20 protein-coding genes are annotated in these 18,881 nt (G+C 64.2%); 15 read left to right on the top strand and 5 right to left on the bottom strand.

Annotated features, from left to right (window positions below):
* The first annotated feature begins 81 nt into the window (after positions 1 to 81).
* Together LO50_RS03970 and LO50_RS03965 are read left to right on the top strand one after the other, a co-directional pair.
* On the top strand, positions 82 to 453 hold the full coding sequence (locus LO50_RS03970; protein ID WP_003300645.1) for a YkgJ family cysteine cluster protein: 372 nt from the start codon (positions 82 to 84) through the stop codon (positions 451 to 453).
* A 263-nt stretch (positions 454 to 716) separates the two neighbouring features.
* On the top strand, positions 717 to 1,280 hold the full coding sequence (locus tag LO50_RS03965) for an NAD(P)H nitroreductase (RefSeq protein WP_044314175.1): 564 nt from the start codon (positions 717 to 719) through the stop codon (positions 1,278 to 1,280).
* Here LO50_RS03965 and LO50_RS03960 read toward each other — a convergent pair.
* From LO50_RS03960 to LO50_RS03940, 5 genes are all read right to left on the bottom strand, one after another.
* Positions 1,274 to 2,632 carry a sensor histidine kinase gene (locus LO50_RS03960; protein ID WP_044314174.1) on the bottom strand — a complete coding sequence of 453 codons (1,359 nt, stop codon included), beginning with the start codon at positions 2,630 to 2,632 and terminating at the stop codon, positions 1,274 to 1,276. The two genes, LO50_RS03965 and LO50_RS03960, sit on opposite strands and share 7 nt — an antisense overlap.
* Before the next feature lie 90 nt (positions 2,633 to 2,722).
* Positions 2,723 to 3,136 (bottom strand): pilus assembly protein, encoded by a 414-nt coding sequence (locus LO50_RS03955; RefSeq protein ID WP_044314173.1) that lies wholly within the window; start codon positions 3,134 to 3,136, stop codon positions 2,723 to 2,725.
* Between the two features lie 139 nt (positions 3,137 to 3,275).
* Positions 3,276 to 3,953 carry a response regulator transcription factor gene (locus LO50_RS03950; RefSeq protein WP_014820751.1) on the bottom strand — a complete coding sequence of 226 codons (678 nt, stop codon included), beginning with the start codon at positions 3,951 to 3,953 and terminating at the stop codon, positions 3,276 to 3,278.
* Positions 3,954 to 3,967: 14 nt separating this feature from the next.
* Positions 3,968 to 4,345, bottom strand: a complete 378-nt coding sequence (locus LO50_RS03945) for an SH3 domain-containing protein (RefSeq protein WP_044314172.1) — start codon at positions 4,343 to 4,345, stop codon at positions 3,968 to 3,970.
* A 66-nt stretch (positions 4,346 to 4,411) separates the two neighbouring features.
* Complete coding sequence (locus LO50_RS03940) at positions 4,412 to 4,711, bottom strand: YciI family protein (protein ID WP_003294265.1); 300 nt, start codon at positions 4,709 to 4,711, stop codon at positions 4,412 to 4,414.
* Positions 4,712 to 5,124: 413 nt separating this feature from the next.
* Between LO50_RS03940 and LO50_RS03935 the strand changes: the two genes are divergently transcribed.
* The 13 genes from LO50_RS03935 to LO50_RS03875 form a co-directional block, all read left to right on the top strand.
* Positions 5,125 to 5,991 carry a PHP domain-containing protein gene (locus LO50_RS03935; RefSeq protein ID WP_044314171.1) on the top strand — a complete coding sequence of 289 codons (867 nt, stop codon included), beginning with the start codon at positions 5,125 to 5,127 and terminating at the stop codon, positions 5,989 to 5,991.
* Between the two features lie 13 nt (positions 5,992 to 6,004).
* Positions 6,005 to 6,628: an L-threonylcarbamoyladenylate synthase gene (locus LO50_RS03930; protein WP_044314170.1), complete on the top strand. Its 624-nt coding sequence runs from the start codon at positions 6,005 to 6,007 to the stop codon at positions 6,626 to 6,628.
* A 180-nt stretch (positions 6,629 to 6,808) separates the two neighbouring features.
* Positions 6,809 to 8,014, top strand: coding sequence for a tryptophan--tRNA ligase (locus tag LO50_RS03925; protein ID WP_023445133.1), 1,206 nt, complete (start codon positions 6,809 to 6,811; stop codon positions 8,012 to 8,014).
* 34 nt (positions 8,015 to 8,048) lie between these two features.
* Positions 8,049 to 8,870, top strand: a complete 822-nt coding sequence (locus LO50_RS03920) for a segregation and condensation protein A (RefSeq protein WP_042926867.1) — start codon at positions 8,049 to 8,051, stop codon at positions 8,868 to 8,870.
* Positions 8,871 to 8,889: 19 nt separating this feature from the next.
* Entirely contained in the window at positions 8,890 to 9,663 is a 774-nt protein-coding gene (gene scpB / locus LO50_RS03915; protein WP_044314169.1) for an SMC-Scp complex subunit ScpB, read from the top strand.
* A gap of 169 nt (positions 9,664 to 9,832) precedes the next feature.
* Complete coding sequence (gene edd, locus LO50_RS03910; protein WP_044314168.1) at positions 9,833 to 11,662, top strand: phosphogluconate dehydratase; 1,830 nt, start codon at positions 9,833 to 9,835, stop codon at positions 11,660 to 11,662.
* Positions 11,659 to 12,621, top strand: a complete 963-nt coding sequence (locus LO50_RS03905; RefSeq protein ID WP_044314167.1) for a glucokinase — start codon at positions 11,659 to 11,661, stop codon at positions 12,619 to 12,621. Before edd ends, LO50_RS03905 begins: the two co-directional genes overlap by 4 nt.
* A gap of 56 nt (positions 12,622 to 12,677) precedes the next feature.
* The gene (locus tag LO50_RS03900; RefSeq protein WP_003280657.1) at positions 12,678 to 13,412 is read left to right on the top strand and encodes a response regulator; all 735 of its coding nucleotides are present in this window, start codon (positions 12,678 to 12,680) and stop codon (positions 13,410 to 13,412) included.
* Positions 13,396 to 14,847, top strand: a complete 1,452-nt coding sequence (locus tag LO50_RS03895; protein WP_044314166.1) for an ATP-binding protein — start codon at positions 13,396 to 13,398, stop codon at positions 14,845 to 14,847. Before LO50_RS03900 ends, LO50_RS03895 begins: the two co-directional genes overlap by 17 nt.
* Positions 14,848 to 15,005: 158 nt before the next feature.
* Positions 15,006 to 16,253, top strand: coding sequence for an ABC transporter substrate-binding protein (locus LO50_RS03890; RefSeq protein WP_044314165.1), 1,248 nt, complete (start codon positions 15,006 to 15,008; stop codon positions 16,251 to 16,253).
* Positions 16,254 to 16,361: 108 nt separating this feature from the next.
* Entirely contained in the window at positions 16,362 to 17,279 is a 918-nt protein-coding gene (locus LO50_RS03885) for a carbohydrate ABC transporter permease (RefSeq protein WP_014820740.1), read from the top strand.
* Complete coding sequence (locus LO50_RS03880; protein WP_044314164.1) at positions 17,272 to 18,114, top strand: carbohydrate ABC transporter permease; 843 nt, start codon at positions 17,272 to 17,274, stop codon at positions 18,112 to 18,114. Before LO50_RS03885 ends, LO50_RS03880 begins: the two co-directional genes overlap by 8 nt.
* Before the next feature lie 11 nt (positions 18,115 to 18,125).
* Positions 18,126 to 18,881: ABC transporter ATP-binding protein (locus LO50_RS03875; RefSeq protein ID WP_044314163.1), on the top strand; the 756-nt coding region annotated here is incomplete at its 3' end.

Genomic DNA, 18,881 nt, shown 5'->3' with positions numbered 1-18,881 from the left:
GCCTCTTCCCAAGCGCAGCGCCATGAATAGAATAGCCGCCCGGGCGCCGGCCCATTTCCGGTCTCTGGGTGTTCACCTTCCATGTCAATCGACAATCCCTGCCTCACGTGCGGCGCCTGCTGCGCGTACTTTCGTGTGTCCTTCTATTTTGGTGAATGCGTTTCTGCCGGCGGTGCGGTGCCGGACCAGCTGACGGTTCAGGTTTCGCCGTTCCATGTGGCCATGCTCGGGACCGAGAGCAAACCTGCGCGCTGCGTCGGACTGCTGGGCGATGTCGGTTGCGGCGTGCGCTGCAGCATGTACGAGCAGCGTTCGAGCACCTGCCGCGAATTCGAGGCGTCCTGGGAGAACGGCGAGCACAATGCGCATTGCGACGCGGCGCGGGCGGCACACGGCCTGCCACCGCTGGTGCCGCCGCTGCAGCCGCAGCTCTCGCCGGATCGGGTGGCTTGACCTGGTGGGCTGTTTGGTAAGTTCGGTTGGTCAATTTCGGATGACCATGGCCCCGATACTGTGTTGCTGCTCCTTGCCATAAGCCAGCTATGACTCGTCGCAGCGCCTTGTCTCGGATCCATGTTCGTTCGAACTTGCCTCAACCAATTCACTGCACAGGCCACCAGCGCCGGCCGGCGCGTTGTTTGCGCTGTCGGCCGGCCACCACTCGCGGTACGTCGCCAACACCCTCTAGAATGTCCGACCCTTTCAGGAGGTAATGGATGGACGCTCTGGACCTGTTGCTCAACCGTGTATCTGTCACTCGGCTATGCGAGCCGGCACCCGATGCCGATCAACTCGATCTGCTTTTTCGTGCAGCCTTGCGTGCGCCGGATCACGGCCAGTTGCACCCCTGGCGCTTCCTGACCGTCGAGGGCGATGCGCGCGGCAAGCTCGGTGAGCTGTTTGCCGCCGCTCTGCAGGCCCGGCAGACCGATGCCTCGGCCGAAGCGCTGCAGAAGGCACGCAACATGCCGCTGCGTGCGCCGATGTTGATCGTGGTGATCGCCAGTCCGAAGGCGCACCCGAAAGTCCCGGAAGGCGAACAGTTGCTGGCTGCCGGCTGCGCGGCGCATGGTCTGCTGTTGGCCGCCCATGCTCAGGGGATCGGCGCGGTGTGGCGCACCGGTGAGTTCGCCTATGACCTGCACGTGATGAAGGGGCTGGGCCTGGCGGAGCAGGAACGTCTGCTGGGCTTCCTGTACCTGGGCACGCCGGAGGGCCGCATCCGTAGCGCCCCGGTGCTCGAGCCCGAGGCTTTCGTCAACGCCTGGAACGGTCAGTGATGGCTCTGAATCTCTGACACCGTGCCTGCAGCGTTTGCCAACGGCAGATGCAGGCTCGCGATGAAGCCGCCATCGGGGTGGTTGACCAGCTGCAGCTGGCCACCGTGGCGCTCGGCCGCACGGCGTGCGATGGCCAATCCGAGGCCATGTCCGGCCGCCGTTTGTCCTGGCGCTCGGAAGAAGGGTTGGCTCAGTTGCGGCAGGTGTTCGTCGGCGACTCCTGGCCCGTGGTCGCGCACACTCAGTACCAGCTCGTCACCGTCGCGCTGCGCGCGCAGCTCCACGGGCACGCCCTCGGGGTTGAAGCGCAGGGCGTTGCGCAACAGATTGTCCAGCGCGCGTTCGAGCATTTCCGTCCAGCCAGTGAATGCCAGGCCTGGCTCGACCCGGCTGTCGATACGCTGAGCGGGCGCGACGATCCGGGCGTTGTCCTCCAGTTGTTCGAACATCGCTGGCAGGTCGACGGCCGTTGTCGCGCCGGGTTCCGCATCCAGGCGTGAGAGTTCGAGAATCTCGCTGATCAACGCTTCCAGTCGATCGCATTCCTTTGCCAGTCGCGGCCAGATCACTTCGCGTTCGCTCGGACTGGCGCGCTCGGCCAGTGCCTGGGCAATGCGCAGGCGCGCCAGCGGTGAGCGCAGTTCATGGGATACGTCGCGCAATAACTGGCGCTGACTGCCGATCAGCGCCTGCAGCCGTGCGCCCATGCGGTTGAAATCGCTCGCCAGCACGCCGAGTTCGTCGCGCCGTGTTGCCAGGCGGGCAAGGGACTGCTGCTGATAGCTGGTCTGTCCCAGATCGTGCACGGCACGGCGCAGGCGATCCAATGGGCGGGTGATGGACAGCGTCAGTAGCAGGCTGAAGCCGGTGAGCACCACCAGTGCGATGCCCAGCGCGCTGAGCGGCCAGGCCAGGCTGCCGCGATGCCAGGCCTGCAGTTCGGGGTAGGGGATGCGGTAGATGAACAGGTAGGTTTCACCGCTGGTCGGGCTGGTGTAATCGGCGGTGAGGCGTCGCCAGGGCAGTGGGCGCTCGCGATCCTGATGGCGCGCCTCGAAAGCGGCGGCGCGGGCAGGGAAGGTGCCGCGGATGATCGGCTGGCCGTTTTCCGCCAGCACCTGTACATCGACCCGTGCATGATGCCGGTGCTGTTCCAGCAGGCGCTGTGCAGCCAGCGGGCCCTGGCGCTCGTAGACCTCGGTCCAGGTTTCGGCGAGACCTTGCAGCGCCGGGTGGCGGCCGAGAATCCAGGCGTCCTGGTTCAACGCATGGCCGAGCAGCATGGCCAGGCCGGCAACCAGTGCAATGGCCAGCCAGAAGGTTGCGAGTATGCGCCAGAACAGTGATCGCACTGGGTCTCTCCACGGCAAAGCCCGGCAGCTCCCTCCGGCGTTCTGAACGCTTGGCGGAGCCTGCCGGGCAGGTTTCAGGAAGGGCGCAGATCAGTTCTTCTGATCGCGGTCCGCTTTCCATTTGAGGAACTCGGCACGTTCGGCGCGCTTTTCTTCCATCTTCTTCATGCCTTCGTCGAAGGCCTCGTGCTGCTCGGGCTTGAGCAGCGCGCGCATGCTCTGGTGGGTCTTCTCGCGGCTGGCGTCGAGATCGTTCTGCATGGCCTTGCGCTCGGCTTCGGGCAGCTTGTCGAGGTAGCGCTGAGTGATCTGCTGGCGCTGGCGCATCTGCTCACCCATCAGCTTGCGCATTTCGCGTTGCTGTTCCTTTGTCAGGTCCAGGTCCTGAAACATGTGCGGGGCGTTCTTGCCGCCGTGATGACCGTCGTGCATGCCGCCAGGCATGGCAAAAGCGAGGGTCGGAATGGCAGCGGCGAACATCAGGGCTACGAGTGATTTGCGCATGGTGAAAACTCTCCTGTGTAGGGAAACCGGCCATACCGACGCGTTGCTCATTGGCGGCAGGTCTGTGACCGGATGAGTTCAGTCTACGCAGGGCAAGGTCAAGGGCGGTCAGCTCAGGGTAAAGCCTCGGTAAAGACGATCAGACCGCGTACAGATAGCCGCGGCTGCGCAGAGCGACGATCCGTGGGCTGCCGTCGGCGTGCGGACCAAGCTTGCGCCGCAGGTTGCTGACGTGCATGTCGAGGCTGCGGTCGTAGAGGGTGAGCTTACGTCCCAGGGCGTGCTGGGCAAGAGTCTGCTTGTCGATCGGCTCGCCTGGTTGCGCGAGCAGCGTTTCGAGGATGCGGCCTTCGGAGAGCGTCAGGCTGACGTCATGACCGCCGACGCTGGCCACGCCGCGTGCCGGGCTGTAGCAGAGATCGCCGAACTCGACCTGGCTGGGCGTCGCGGTCGGCTGGCTGCGGCGCAACACTGCACGTAGGCGTGCGGTGAGTTCGCGCGGGTCGCAGGGCTTGGCCAGATAATCGTCTGCGCCAAGTTCGAGGCCGAGAATCCGATCCAGTGGCTCGCCGCGACCCGACAGCATCAGCACCGGCAGATCGGGATGTTCACTGCGCAGTTGCTTGAGCAGCTCCAGGCCGCTGCCGTCGGGCAGCATCACGTCCAAGACCACCGCGGCTGGCTGGTGCTGCGCCAGCGCCTGGCGTGCACTGTTGCCATCGTGGCAGGCATGGGCGACGAAACCTTCCTGTGCGAGCCAGCTGATCAGCAGCTCGCAGAGTTCTTCGTCATCGTCGATAAGCAGCAATTCACTCATGTCGGCTCAGGTACTCAGTTGAGCCACTGGCGTCGACGGCGACCGCGCGTGACCAGCAGGCCCAGGGTGAAACTGACGACCCCGACAGCACCACCGACGGCGAACCACTGTTGCTGTTCGTTCAACATCGCGGGCAGCACTTTTGCCTGCTCGGTCTGCAACTGCAGGCGCAAGCGGCGATTTTCCTCGCGCAGACGCAGCAACAGAGCTTCGGTGGTGTCAGCGCTCGGGCCGGCAGGCTCTGGCTCGGCAACGGCGTCAAGCTCGTCGTATTCGGCGGGGTCGCCGGGCTCGGTCACCGGAACAGCAGGTTCCGTTATTGCTTCCTCGGCATACAGCGCCGGGGTGAGCAGGGTCAGGGCAAACAGCAGGGCAAGCGATCGTTGACGCATCGGAACTCCTATTTCCTTACGAGGCCGTGGGCTGCCAGCGGCCGGGCTATTCCCTGCTGTGTCGGCTCAGGGCAGTACTTTCTTGAAGGGCTTGACCACCACGTTCACGTATACGCCGGCGGCCTTGTAGGGATCGGCGTCGGCCCACTGCTGCGCGGCTTCCAGCGAATCGAACTCGGCGACTACAAGACTGCCGCTGAACCCGGCTTCGCCCGGGTCGTTGCTGTCGATGGCTGGGTGCGGGCCGGCGAGAACCAGGCGACCTTCGTTCTTCAACTGCTCCAGGCGTGCCAGGTGGGCCGGGCGAGTGGCGAGGCGGTCCTGCAGGGAATTCGGTGCGTCGGTGGCGATAACGGCGTAGAGCATGGTTGATCCTCGTTCGCGTAGGGGCGTATATAAAAAAGTACAGAAAGCCCGGCATGGTGACAGTGCCGGCGCGGCTTCTTTGTCGCGCGGGTCCAGGCGCTACAACGGACCGCGCCGTGCAGCGCGGCATCATAGCAAACGGCGCTTGGGACGGAAGCGCTGCGCTTTCCCCCACTGCAGCGGTTGATGGCACGCAGGATCGTATCGGCGGTCGAAGCAAGAGCGGTTTGCGGCGCCTGCAGCGCTGGCTGGCCGTAATGACGGTGACGACACGAGCCAAAGCGCCGGTGCGGCGTTAGACTAGTCGGCCGTTTGCGCCGGAGCACCCCGTCTTTCGGGCCGGTGAAGCCTCACCGCCGCAGGCTTACGGATTCTTATCGAGGTGTCTGCACCTCACTGGAGCGCGTTACCAGATGATTGTCGATCTGCATTGCCACAGCACCGCCTCGGACGGCGCGCTGGCGCCTGCCAAACTGGTGGAGCGAGCCCATGCGCGTGGTATCGAGATGCTGGCGCTCACCGACCACGACACGGTCGACGGCCTTGCCGAGGCGCGGGCAACTGCGCAGGCGCTCGGCATGCAGCTGGTCAATGGCATCGAGCTTTCTTGCCTGTGGAACGGGGCTACCATTCATGTATTGGGCTACGCCTTCGACGCTGATGCGCCTGCGCTGCAACAGGCGATCGCACAACTGCACGAAGGACGTTGGCGCCGCGCCGAACTGATCGGCCAGCGCCTCGAAGCGAAGGGGATGCCGGGTGCGCTGGAAGGCGCGCGGGCGCTTCAGCAGGAACTCGGCGACAGTGGCAACGCACCGGCGCGACCGCATTTCGCCGATTTTCTCGTGCGTGCCGGTCATGTCCGCGACCGTGCCGAAGCGTTTCGCAAATGGCTGGGTTCGGGCAAGCTCGCCGACGTCAAGCAGCATTGGCCGAGCCTGGAGCAGACAGTCCAGACCTTGCGTGACGCAGGTGCGTGGATCAGCCTGGCGCACCCGTGGCAGTACGATTTCACTCGCAGCAAGCGGCGCCGGCTGGTGATCGATTTCGCCCAGGCCGGCGGTCACGCGCTGGAGGTGGTCAACGGCATGCAGCCGCTGGAACAGGTCGGCGGCCTGTCGATCCTGGTACGTGAGTTGGGCCTGATGGCCACAGTGGGCAGTGATTTCCATGCGCCCGGCGACTGGTCGGAACTGGGGCTGTACCGCAGCCTGCCGGAGGACCTGTCGCCGCTTTGGAGACATTTCGATCATGAGCGCCGCATACCTGCTGCCAGCTGAACAGGGAGTTTCCATGAGCCAGTTCTTTCAGATCCATCCGGACAACCCGCAACCGCGCCTGATCAAACAGGCCGTGGAAATCATCCGCAAGGGCGGCGTAGTGGTCTACCCGACCGACTCCAGTTATGCCGTCGGCTGCTCGATGGGTAACAAGGCCGGCATCGAACGCATTCGCCGGCTGCGCCAGCTCGATGACAAGCACAACTTTACGCTGGCCTGTCGCGATCTGTCGCAGCTTGGCCTTTTCGCCAAGGTCGATACCGCGGCCTTTCGCCTGCTCAAGGCTCATCTGCCCGGTCCCTACACGATCATCCTGTCGGCTACCCGCGAGGTGCCGCGCATGTTGCTGCACCCCAAGCGCCGCACCATCGGCCTGCGTGTGCCGGAACAGCCGATCGCCCAGGCGCTGCTGGAAGAACTCGGTGAGCCGCTGATGAGCGTCAGCCTGATCCTTCCCGGTGAAGACCTGCCGATGAGCGACCCCTACGAGATGCGTGACGCGCTGGAGCATCAGGTAGACCTGATCATCGATGGCGGTTACGGTGGCCTCGAAGCATCGACCGTGGTCAGCCTGGTCGACGATCGGCCTGAAGTGATACGGGTCGGCTGCGGCGATCCCGAACCCTTCATGGCTTGAGCCTGGATGGCGAGCGTGCCTGTACAACATCTGGCCTGTCGGTGAGAGGGTTGAGGCAAGTCGGATGAACATGGCTCCGAGACAAGGCGCGGCGACGCGGTATCTGGGCCATGGGCACCGAAATTGACCAACTGAACTTACCAAACAGGCCAATTAATCAAGGACACCCTTTTGAGCTCCATGGATTCACAGCGGCGCGTGGTTTCCGGCATGCGTCCCAGCGGCCGGCTTCATCTCGGTCACTACAACGGCGTATTGAAGAATTGGGTCAGGCTGCAGCACGAGTACGAGTGTTTCTTCTGCATCGTCGACTGGCACGCGCTGACCACCGACTACGAAAGCTCCGGCGAAATCTCGCAGAACATCATGGATATGGCGGTGGACTGGCTGGCTGCCGGCGTCAGTCCCAGTTCAGCGACGCTGTTCATCCAGTCACAGGTGCCGGAGCACGCCGAACTGCACCTGCTGCTGTCGATGATCTGCCCACTGGGCTGGCTGGAGCGGGTGCCGTCCTACAAGGAGCTGCAGCAGAATCTGCAGCACAAGGACCTGGATACCTATGGCTTCCTCGGATATCCACTGCTGCAGGCCGCGGACATCCTGATCTATCGTGCCGGGCTGGTGCCGGTCGGCGCCGACCAGCTGCCGCATATCGAATTCGCCCGCGACGTGGCGCGACGTTTCAACCATCTCTATGGCCGCGAAGCGGATTTCGAGGACAAGGCCGAAGCGGCGATCCGCAAGCTCGGCAAGAAGACCTCCAAGCTGTACGTCAGCCTGCGCAAGAGCTATCAGGAGCAGGGCGACGTCGAGGCGTTGAACACCGCCCGTGCGGTCATCAAGGAACAGCAGACCATCACCATCGGTGATCAGGAGCGGCTTTACGGCTACCTGGAAGGCTGCGGCAAGCTGCTGCTGCCGGAACCGCAGGCGCTGCTCGGCGAGCAACCGAAGATTTCCGGGCTCGACGGCGGCAAGATGGCCAAGTCCAACAGCAATGCGATCTACCTGCGTGATACGTCGAACGAGATCGAGGAGAAGATTCGCCGTATGCCCACCGATCCGGCCCGCGTGCATCGCAGCGACCCCGGTGAACCGACGCGCTGCCCGGTGTGGCAGATGCATCTGGTGCACTCCGAAGAGGCCGTCTGCCAGTGGGCAGAGCAGGGTTGCCGCAGCGCCGGCATCGGCTGCCTGGAGTGCAAGGGGCCGCTGATCGACTCGATCAAGGCTGATCTGACACCCCTGCAGGAACGCGCGCTGGACTACGAGCAGAATCCCGACCTGGTCCGCAGCATCCTCGCAGAAGGTGCGGAGCACGCCCGTGACGAGGCCCGTGAGACGCTGATCGAAGTTCGCCAGGCGATGGGCCTGAATTACCGCTGAGCGGCGCATAAGCGGCCGGCTCCGAAGGATTTTCATGCAGCACACCGAGTCCCCCAGTCCCGAAGCGATCCAGCCCGGCGAGCAGCTACGCCTGGCGCTGGTCTATGGCGAGGCGGTGACCGAGCTGCCGCTGGACCTCTATATTCCGCCGGATGCGCTGGAAGTCTTTCTCGAAGCCTTCGAAGGCCCGCTGGATCTTCTGCTTTACCTGATCCGCAAGCAGAACATCGACATCCTCGATATTCCTGTGGCCGAGATCACCCGGCAGTACATGGGTTACGTCGAGCTGATGAAATCGGTGCGCCTGGAGCTGGCCGCCGAGTATCTGGTGATGGCCGCGATGCTCGCCGAGATCAAGTCACGCATGCTGCTGCCGCGCTCGGCCGAGGTCGCCGAAGAAGAGGATGATCCGCGCGCCGAGTTGATCCGCCGGCTGCAGGAGTACGAACGTTTCAAGGCCGCCGCCGAAGACATCGACGAGCTGCCGCGGGTCGGCCGCGACCTGCAGGTGCCGCGTCTCGATGCACCTGAGGCGCGGGCGCGCAAGCTGCTGCCGGACGTGAGCCTGGAAGAGCTGCTGGTGTCGATGGCCGAGGTGCTGCGCCGCGCCGATATGTTCGAGAGTCACCAGGTCACCCGCGAAGCGCTGTCGACCCGCGAGCGCATGAGCGAAGTGCTCGAACGACTGAAGGACGGTGGTTTCGTCCCCTTCGTGACGCTGTTCCGCATCGAGGAAGGTCGACTCGGCGTGGTGGTGACCTTCATGGCTGTGCTCGAGCTGATCAAGGAGTCGTTGGTCGAGCTGGTGCAGAACGAACCCTTTGCGCCGATTCATGTGCGCAGCCGTACCGAATAGGCATTTGCAGGAGTCAATCGTGGACCTGTCCGATCCCAAGGATCTCGCTTCTCTGCTCGAAGCCTTTCTGCTCGCATCCGGCAAACCGCTCTCCCTGGAGCGCCTCGGCGAACTCTTCGAGGAAGCCGAGCGGCCGTCTTCGGCACAGCTGAAGAAGGCCCTCGAAGTGCTGGAAAAGTCCTGCAAGGGCCGCGCCTTCGAACTCAAGGAAGTCGCCAGCGGTTACCGCCTGCAGGTGCGTCAGCGCTTTTCGCCATGGGTCGGCCGGCTCTGGGAAGAGCGCCCCCAGCGTTACTCCCGCGCGCTGCTGGAAACCCTGGCGCTGATCGCCTATCGCCAGCCGATCACCCGTGGCGAGATCGAGGATATCCGCGGCGTCGCGGTGAACAGCCAGATCGTCAAGACGCTGCAGGAGCGCGAGTGGATTCGTGTGGTTGGCCATCGTGACGTGCCGGGACGCCCGGCGATGTTCGCCACCACCCGGCAGTTTCTCGATCATTTCAACCTGAAGAATCTGGATGAACTGCCGCCGCTGGCCGTGCTGCGCGAAATGGAGCCCGAGCTGCGCCCGGTACTCGACGATGAGGATGCCCCCGTGCCTGTCGCCTTGCAGGCGCGGGCCGATGAAGTTGCAGATGAGCCGCAGGCCCCACTGCGTGAGCAGACCAGCTTCCGCAGCCTGCTGGCCGAGCTCGACGGCATGGAGAAGGGCCTGAAGACCGACTTCGACGATCTGCTGGAAGCCGAAGAGACATCGGCAGACGAGCCGCGCGGAGACGAGCCCGCGCAATAAGCGCCAAGCCACCTCCAACCGGCGTACTCAGGCTCCTGGTCGCCGCTTCCATGCCGGCATCGCGTCGTGTCAGAACGCCAACTGACCCTGGATGGTTTATGGTTGTCTGAGCTTTCAACCAAGCGTAGAGCCCTTCAACCACAGTTGAATTTTGCAGCAGGAGTGAGGCATGCATCCGCGAGTTCTAGAAGTCACCGAGCGCCTGGTCGAGCGCAGCCGCAAGACCCGCGAGCGCTATCTGGCGATGATGGCCGCCGCCGCCAGTGAGGGTCCGCAGCGCGGCAAGCTGCAGTGTGCCAACTTCGCCCACGGTGTCGCCGGCTGCAATTCCGGCAAGGACAAGCAGAGTCTGCGCCTGATGAACGCGGCCAATGTGGCCATCGTCTCGGCATACAACGACATGCTCTCGGCGCATCAGCCCTATGAGCATTTTCCGGAAATGATTCGCCAGGCGCTGCGCGAGATCGGTTCGGTCGGCCAGTTCGCTGGCGGCGTGCCGGCGATGTGCGATGGCGTGACCCAGGGCGAGGCGGGCATGGAGATGAGCCTGGCCAGTCGCGAGGTGATCGCCATGAGCACCGCCGTTGCGCTGTCGCACAACATGTTCGATGCGGCATTGATGCTCGGCATCTGCGACAAGATCGTCCCGGGCCTGATGATCGGCGCGTTGCGCTTCGGCCATCTGCCGACCATATTTGTGCCGGGTGGGCCGATGCCCTCGGGGATTCCCAACAAGGCGAAGGCCGAGGTGCGCCAGCGCTATGCCGAGGGCAAGGCCAGCCGCGAGGAGCTGCTGGAATCGGAGATGAAGTCCTATCACAGCCCGGGCACCTGCACCTTCTACGGCACCGCCAACACCAATCAGGTGGTGATGGAGATCATGGGCCTGCACCTGCCGGGCTCGTCGTTCGTCAACCCTTACACGCCGCTGCGCGATGCGCTGACCCGGGAGGCGGCGCACCAGGTCACGCGCCTGACCCATCAGGCCGGCAACTACACACCGCTGTGTCAGGTGGTCGACGAGAAATCCATCGTCAACTCGGTGGTCGCACTCAATGCCACCGGAGGTTCGACCAACCACACCCTGCATATCCCTGCGTTCGCCCGCGCCGCCGGCATCCAGCTGACCTGGCAGGACATGGCCGATCTTTCCGAGGTGGTGCCGACGCTGGCAAAGGTCTACCCCAACGGCCAGGCCGACGTGAACCATTTCCACGCCTGTGGCGGGGTGCCGTTCATGGTGCGCACGCTGCTCGACGCCGGTCTGTTGCACGAGGACGTGCATACCGTCGTCGGCAAGGGCCTGCGGCGCTACATCCAGGAGCCGTTCCTCGACGGTGACAAGCTGGTGTGGCGCGATGGCCCGGCGCATAGCCTTGACGAAAACATCCTGCGCCCGGCCGAGCGGCCATTCTCGCCGGAGGGCGGGCTGCGCGTGCTGGAAGGCAACCTCGGCCGCGGCGTGACGAAGATTTCTGCCGTGGCGCCCGAGCACCGTTTTGTCGAGGCGCCGGCGCGGGTATTCATCGATCAGAGCGAGTTGGCTGCGGCGTTCAAGGCCGGGGAGCTGGAGCGCGACTTCATTGCCGTGGTGCGTTTCCAGGGGCCGAAAGCCAATGGCATGCCCGAACTGCACAAGCTCACGCCGTTCCTCGGTGTGCTGCAGGACCGCGGCTACAAGGTGGCGCTGGTCACCGACGGGCGCATGTCCGGTGCTTCGGGCAAGGTGCCGGCGGCCATTCATGTCTGCCCGGAGGCACTGGACGGCGGGCCGCTGGCGCGGGTGCGCGATGGCGACATCCTCCGCGTCGACGGCGAGAACGGAGAACTGCGAGCACTGGTCGATCCCGCCGAATGGGACGCGCGGGAACCGGCGATTCGGCCCGAAGACATGGGCATCGGCTGCGGTCGGGAGCTCTTTGCCTTCATGCGCGCCTCGTTCAGCACGGCAGAGCAGGGCGCCAGTGCATTTACCGAGAGTCTGGAGGCGCTGAAGTGAAGACGGCGCTCGTTGGAGATATTGGCGGTACCAATGCACGTTTCGCGCTGTGGCGCGACCAGCGTATCGAGCAGATTCGCGTGATTCCCACGGCCGACCATGCGCGGCCGGAGCTGGCGATCCTCGCGTACCTGAGTGAAGTCGATCAGCCGCTGAAAGCCCTCGAGGCGGTGTGCCTGGCCTGTGCCGGGCCGGTCGGCGGCGATCTGTTTCGTTTCACCAACAACCATTGGCAGCTGAGCCGCGAAGCCTTCTGCCGCGAGCTGGGCGTGAAGGAGCTGTTGCTGATCAACGACTTCACCGCCATGGCCCTCGGCATGACGCGGCTGCACGATGGTGAGCGCATCACGGTTTGCGATGGCGAGCCTGAACCGGGGCGGCCGCGGCTGGTCATAGGGCCCGGCACCGGGCTCGGAGTCGCCGGATTGCTGCCACTGTCTGGCGGCGGTTGGCGCGCCTTGCCGGGCGAGGGCGGGCATATCTGCCTTCCCGTCGGCAGCGAGCGCGAGGCGGCGATCTGGGCGCATCTGCATCGTTCGCTCGGCCATGTAAATGCCGAGGCAGTGCTCAGCGGTCCGGGGCTGCTGACGCTCTACCGCGCATGCTGCGCGCTGGATGGGCAGCAGGTGGCGCTCGATTCGCCCGCAGCTATCACCAAGGCCGCGCTGGCCGGCGATGCCTACGCCGCGGCGGTGCTGGAGCAGTTCTGCCGCTGGTTGGGGCGTATCGTCGGCGATAACGTGCTGACCCTCGGTGCCCGCGGCGGCGTTTACATCGTCGGTGGAGTGGTGCCGCGTTTCGCCGAGATGTTCCTGCGCAGCGGTTTCAGCGAGGCGTTGCGCGAGAAGGGACAGATGAGCCGCTATTTCGATCGCCTGCCGGTCTGGCTGGTGACCGCGCCGTATCCGGGCCTCGAGGGCGCGGGCGTGGCATTGCAACCGTTGTTGGAGGGAGCCTAGGCTGCGACATGGCGGGTCGACGGGTGACCCCATAACAACAAGAAAAGGGACGTGACGTGAGCCAAGCAGGTAAGAACATCCTTCTGGTCGACGACGATCAGGAAATCCGCGAACTGTTGCAGACCTATCTCAGCCGCTCGGGCTTTCATGTGCGCGGCGTGCCGGACGGCGGGCAGTTTCGCGCGGCGCTGTGTGCCGAGCCGGCCGATCTGGTGATTCTCGACGTGATGCTGCCCGACGAGGACGGCTTCAGCCTGTGCCGCTGGATTCGCCAGCACGAGCGGTTGGCTTCAATGCCGATCATCATGCTTACCGCCAGCTCCGACGAGGCCGATCGGGTCGTCGGCCTGGAGCTGGGCGCCGACGACTACCTGGGTAAGCCGTTCAGCCCGCGCGAATTGCTCGCGCGGATCAAGGCACTGCTGCGACGCGTCAGCTTCGCCCAGGAACGCGGCAGCGACGTGCTGGCCTTCGATGAGTGGCGGCTGGACATGATCAGCCACCGCCTGTTCCACGCCGACGGCGAGGAGGTCTTTCTCTCCGGCGCCGATTTCGCCCTGCTCAAGCTATTTCTCGATCATCCGCAGCAGATCCTCGACCGCGACACGATCGCCAACGCCACCCGTGGTCGCGAGGTGATGCCGCTGGAGCGCATCGTCGACATGGCGGTCAGTCGCCTGCGCCAGCGCCTGCGCGACACCGGCAAGTCGCCGCGGCTGATCCGCACGGTACGTGGCAGCGGTTACTTGTTGGCTACCCAGGTGACGCCGCACCATGAATCTGCGCACTGAGCGGGGGCGCCTGCGGCTGGTACCACGTTCGCTGCTCGGACGGATGCTGTTGCTGACCCTGCTGGCGGTGTTGCTGGCCCAGGGGCTTTCGAGCCTGATCTGGCTGTCCCAGCTACGCGCCAGCCAGATGGAAGGCTTGCTCACCAGCGCCCGCAGCCTGGCGCAGTCGATGGCGGCCAGCGTCAGCTACTTCCGTTCGCTGCCGCTGGGCTATCGCCCATTGGTGCTCGATCAGTTGCGCAGCATGGGCGGTACGCGTTTCTTCGTGTCGCTCAACGACAAGCCGCTGGACATGGAGATCCTCCCGGAAACGCCGCGCAAGCGTGCGGTCCTACATGAGGTGGAGCAGGTATTGCGCCAGCGACTCGGCGGCGCGGTGGACCTGAACATCGAGTTCGTCAGCCCCGATGACCTGCGGATCTTCAACAGCGGCATCACGCTCGATGAGTTGCCGCGCTCCTGGGCGCACTACGCGCTGGGCCTCGAACCGCTGTCACCGCCGGTGTTGGTGACGCAGATCCAGATCGCCCCGCAGGAATGGCTCTATCTGGCCTCGCTGATGCCGGCACCTTACGTCAGCCTGGAGGACGAGGGGCTGCCGGCCCAGCAGTTGTGGTTCATCGTGCTCACCAGCGCCTTTCTGCTGCTGTTCATCGGCCTGCTGGTGCGCTGGCAGAGCCGGCCGCTGAAGCGCCTGGCCAAGGCGGCGCGGGAGTTGTCGCTGGGCGCCGAGGTGCAGCCGCTGACCGAGGCCGGCGCCAGCGAGATCGTCGAGGTGAGCCGTGCCTTCAACAACATGCGCCAGCGCATCAGTCGCTACCTGACCGAGCGAGGCCAATTGTTCAGCGCGATTTCCCATGACCTGCGCACGCCCATCACGCGCCTGCGTCTGCGTGTCGAGCTGCTGGAAGATGAAGCCCAGCAGATCAAGTTTACCCGTGACCTCGACGAGCTGGAGCTGCTGGTCAAGGGCGCGCTGCAATGCGTGAAGGACACCGACATCCACGAGAACATCGAGGCGGTGGACCTCAATCTGCTGCTGGAACACATCGTCGAGCCCTATCAGGCCTGCGACCAGACCCGCGTGACCCTTGACGGCCGGGCTTCGGCGCCTTATCCGGGCAAACCGCTGGCACTCAAGCGCTGCATCGGCAATCTGCTGGACAATGCCCTGAAGTACGGTGAGCGCGCCCACCTGCATGTCGAGGACGGCAAGGACGCGCTGGTGCTGCACGTCGATGACGAGGGCCCGGGTGTGCCCGAGCAGCGTCTTGAGCATGTCTTCGAACCCCACGTGCGGCTCTCGGGGCAGCAGCAGGGCTACGGGCTGGGGCTCGGTATCGCACGGAATATCGCCCACGCCCACGGTGGCGAACTGAGCATGCGCAATCTGCAGCAGGGAGGGCTGAGGGTGACGCTGACCTTGCCGCGCTGATCCGACTCAGTGCACTTCGTTACGATCGCTGCGGCTTTGTAACGGCTCTGTGACCATCGCCCATCCCTTCGTTACCCAGTGTCCATTTCCCTGCGCATAGACTCGGTCCATCGCAAGCGACCATGACTTGCCGGATAAAAACAAGAAGGTGCCTCTACATGAACGCGATCCATCGTCTCGCTCTTTCCGTTTCTCTTGCCCTGCCATTGCTCGCCCATGCCGGCGAGGTCGAAGTTCTGCACTGGTGGACTTCCGGTGGCGAGAAGCGCGCCGCCGACACCCTGCAGAAGCTGGTCGAGCAGAAAGGCCATACCTGGAAGGACTTCGCCGTCGCCGGCGGTGGTGGCGAGGCTGCCATGACCGTACTGAAGACCCGCGCCGTTTCCGGCAACCCGCCGTCCGCCGCACAGATCAAGGGCCCGGACATCCAGGAGTGGGGCGAACTCGGCCTGCTCGCCAATCTCGATGACACCGCCAAGGCAGAACGCTGGGACGAAATGCTGCCCGAGCAGGTGCGTAAGATCATGCAGTACGACGGTTCCTACGTTGCGGTGCCGGTCAACGTGCATCGGGTCAACTGGCTGTGGATCAACCCGGAAGTGTTCGAGAAGGCCGGCGCCACGCCGCCGAAGACCCTCGACGAATTCTTCGCCGCAGCCGACAAGCTCAAGGCTGCCGGCTTCATTCCGGTTGCCCACGGCGGCCAGCCCTGGCAGGACGGCACCGTGTTCGAGGGCTTCGTACTGAGCATTCTCGGCCCGGACGACTATCAAAAGGCCTTCGTCGAGCTAGATAACGACACCCTGACCGGCGACAAGATGGTTCAAGCCTTCACCGCACTGAAGAAGCTGCGCGACTACATCGACGCCGACGCGGCCGGGCGCGAATGGAACCGTGCCACCGGCATGGTCATCGACGGCAAGGCCGGCATGCAGATCATGGGCGACTGGGCCAAGAGCGAGTTCACCGCCGCCAACAAGGTGGCTGGCGAGGACTACCAGTGCCTGCCGTTCCCCGGCACCCAGGGCAGCTTTGCCTACAACATCGACTCCCTGGCCATGTTCAAGCTCAGCGACGATGACAACCGCAAGGCTCAGGAAGACCTGGCGCGCACGGTGCTGGAGCTGGAATTCCAGACCTTCTTCAATCAGAACAAGGGCTCTATCCCGGTTCGCCAGGACCAGGACATGAGCGAGTTCGACGCCTGCGCCCAGCAGTCGATGACCGACTTCAAGGAGGCCGCCAAGGGCAGCGGCCTGCAGCCCAGCCTGACCCATGGCATGGCGGCTTCGAGCTATGTGCAGGGCGCGGTGTTCGACGTCGTCACCAACTTCTTCAACGACCCCAAGGCCGACCCGCAAAAGGCGGCCAAGCAACTGGCGGCGGCGATCCAGGCCGTGCAGTAACGCTGAGGGCGGACCGTTCCGCCCGCTTCCCGAAACGTTCGTCCCGGCACAGGCCTCGGTCTGTGCCGCGGGCGACGACATCCCCGATTTCCATGAGGGATCACACCCATGAGCTCCATCGCGCTTCAAGCCAGGCCTGCCAAAGCCTCGCCGCTCGACGCCCTGCAGCGCTGGCTGCCCAAGCTGGTTCTGGCGCCGAGCATGCTGATCGTACTGGTCGGCTTCTACGCCTACATCGGCTGGACCTTCCTGCTCTCGTTCACCAACTCACGCTTCATGCCCAGCTACAAGTGGGCCGGCCTGCAGCAGTACGAGCGCCTGTGGGACAACGATCGCTGGTGGGTCGCCAGCCAGAACCTGCTGGTGTTCGGTGGCATGTTCATCGCCATCAGTCTGCTGATCGGCGTGGTGCTCGCCGTACTGCTGGACCAGCGCATTCGCCGCGAAGGGCTGATCCGCACCATCTACCTGTACCCCATGGCGCTGTCGATGATCGTCACCGGCACCGCCTGGCAGTGGCTGCTCAATCCCGGTCTGGGCCTGGACAAGCTGCTGCGCGACTGGGGCTGGGAAGGCTTTCGCTTCGACTGGCTGGTTGATCCGGATCGGGTCATCTACTGCCTGGTGATCGCGGCGGTGTGGCAGGCCTCGGGCTTCGTCATGGCGCTGTTCCTCGCCGGTCTGCGCAGCGTCGATCAGTCGATCATCCGCGCCGCCCAGGTGGATGGTGCGAGCCTGCCGACCATCTACCTGCGCATCGTGCTGCCGAGCCTGCGCCCGGTGTTCTTCAGTGCCTTGATGATTCTGGCCCATATCGCGATCAAGAGCTTCGACCTGGTCGCGGCGATGACTGCCGGTGGGCCGGGGTATTCCAGCGATCTGCCGGCGATGTTCATGTACGCCCATACCTTCACCCGTGGCCAGATGGGCCTGGGTGCGGCGAGCGCCATGCTGATGCTCGGCGCGGTGATGGCGATCATCGTGCCTTATCTGTACTCCGAGCTGAGGAACAAGCGCCATGTCTGACTTCGCGCAACCGCGCCTGACCCTCGGGCGCCTGACCATCCATGCCACCTTGTTGCTGGCCTGTGCCGTCTACCTGGTGCCGCTGATCGTGATGCTGCTGACCAGCTTCAAGACCCCGGAAGACATCCGCACCGGCAACCTGCTGAGCTGGCCTGAGGCGTTCAGCGCCATGGGCTGGCTGACAGCCTGGGACAGTATCGGCGGCTATTTCTGGAACTCGGTGAAGATCGTCATTCCGGCGGTGCTGATTTCCACCGCGTTGGGTGCGCTCAATGGCTATGTGCTGTCGATGTGGCGCTTCCGTGGCTCGCAGCTGTTCTTCGGTCTGCTGCTGTTCGGCTGCTTCCTGCCGTTTCAGGTAATCCTGCTGCCGGCGTCCTTCACCCTCGGGAAACTCGGCCTGGCCAATACCACCACCGGCCTGGTGCTGGTGCACGTGGTCTACGGCCTGGCCTTCACCACGCTGTTCTTCCGCAACTTCTACGTCAGCGTGCCGGACGCGCTGGTGCGGGCGGCACGGCTGGACGGTGCCGGCTTCTTCACCATCTTCGGGCGCATTCTGCTGCCGATGTCGGTGCCGATCATCATGGTCTGCCTGATCTGGCAGTTCACCCAGATCTGGAACGACTTCCTCTTCGGCGTGGTGTTCGCCAGTGGCGATACCCAGCCTGTCACCGTGGCACTGAACAACCTGGTGAACACCAGCACTGGCGCCAAGCAATACAACGTCGACATGGCTGCGGCGATGATCGCCGGCCTACCCACGCTGGTGGTCTACGTGGTTGCCGGCAAATATTTCCTGCGCGGGCTGACTGCCGGCGCCGTCAAGGGTTGAGGAGAATAACGATGGCTTCCCTGGAACTGCGCAACGTTCAAAAAAGTTATGGCAACAGCCAGATCGCAACGCTGAAGGACATCGCGCTGAAGATCGACGCCGGTGAATTCCTGATCCTCGTCGGGCCTTCGGGCTGCGGTAAATCCACGCTGATGAACTGCATCGCCGGGCTAGAGAACATCACCGGCGGTGAGATTCTCGTCGACGGCGAGGACATCAGCCAAGCCAGCCCGAAGGATCGCGACATCGCCATGGTGTTTCAGTCCTACGCGCTGTATCCGACCATGACGGTGCGCGACAACATCGCCTTCGGCCTGAAGATGCGCAAGGTGCCGGCGGCGAAGATCGAGGAGGAAGTGGCGCGGGTCGCCAAGCTGCTGCAGATCGAACCGCTGCTCGAGCGCAAGCCGTCGCAGCTGTCGGGTGGCCAGCAGCAGCGCGTGGCCATGGGCCGGGCGCTGGCGCGGCGGCCGAAGATCTACCTGTTCGACGAACCGCTGTCGAACCTCGATGCCAAGCTGCGGGTGGAGATGCGCACCGAGATCAAGCTGATGCACCAGCGGCTGAAGACCACCACGGTATACGTCACCCATGACCAGATCGAGGCGATGACCCTCGGCGACAAGGTCGCGGTGATGAAGGACGGCGTGATCCAGCAGTTCGGCACGCCCCACGAGATCTACAACAACCCGGCCAATCTGTTCGTTGCCAGCTTCATCGGCTCGCCGCCGATGAACTTCGTACCGTTGCGCATCCGCCAGCGCGAC

The sequence above is a fragment of the Stutzerimonas stutzeri genome (genome assembly GCF_000935215.1).
GTDB lineage: Bacteria > Pseudomonadota > Gammaproteobacteria > Pseudomonadales > Pseudomonadaceae > Stutzerimonas.
Note: the sequence above shows the minus strand (reverse complement) of the source record. Positions and strands in the feature narration are given on the sequence as shown.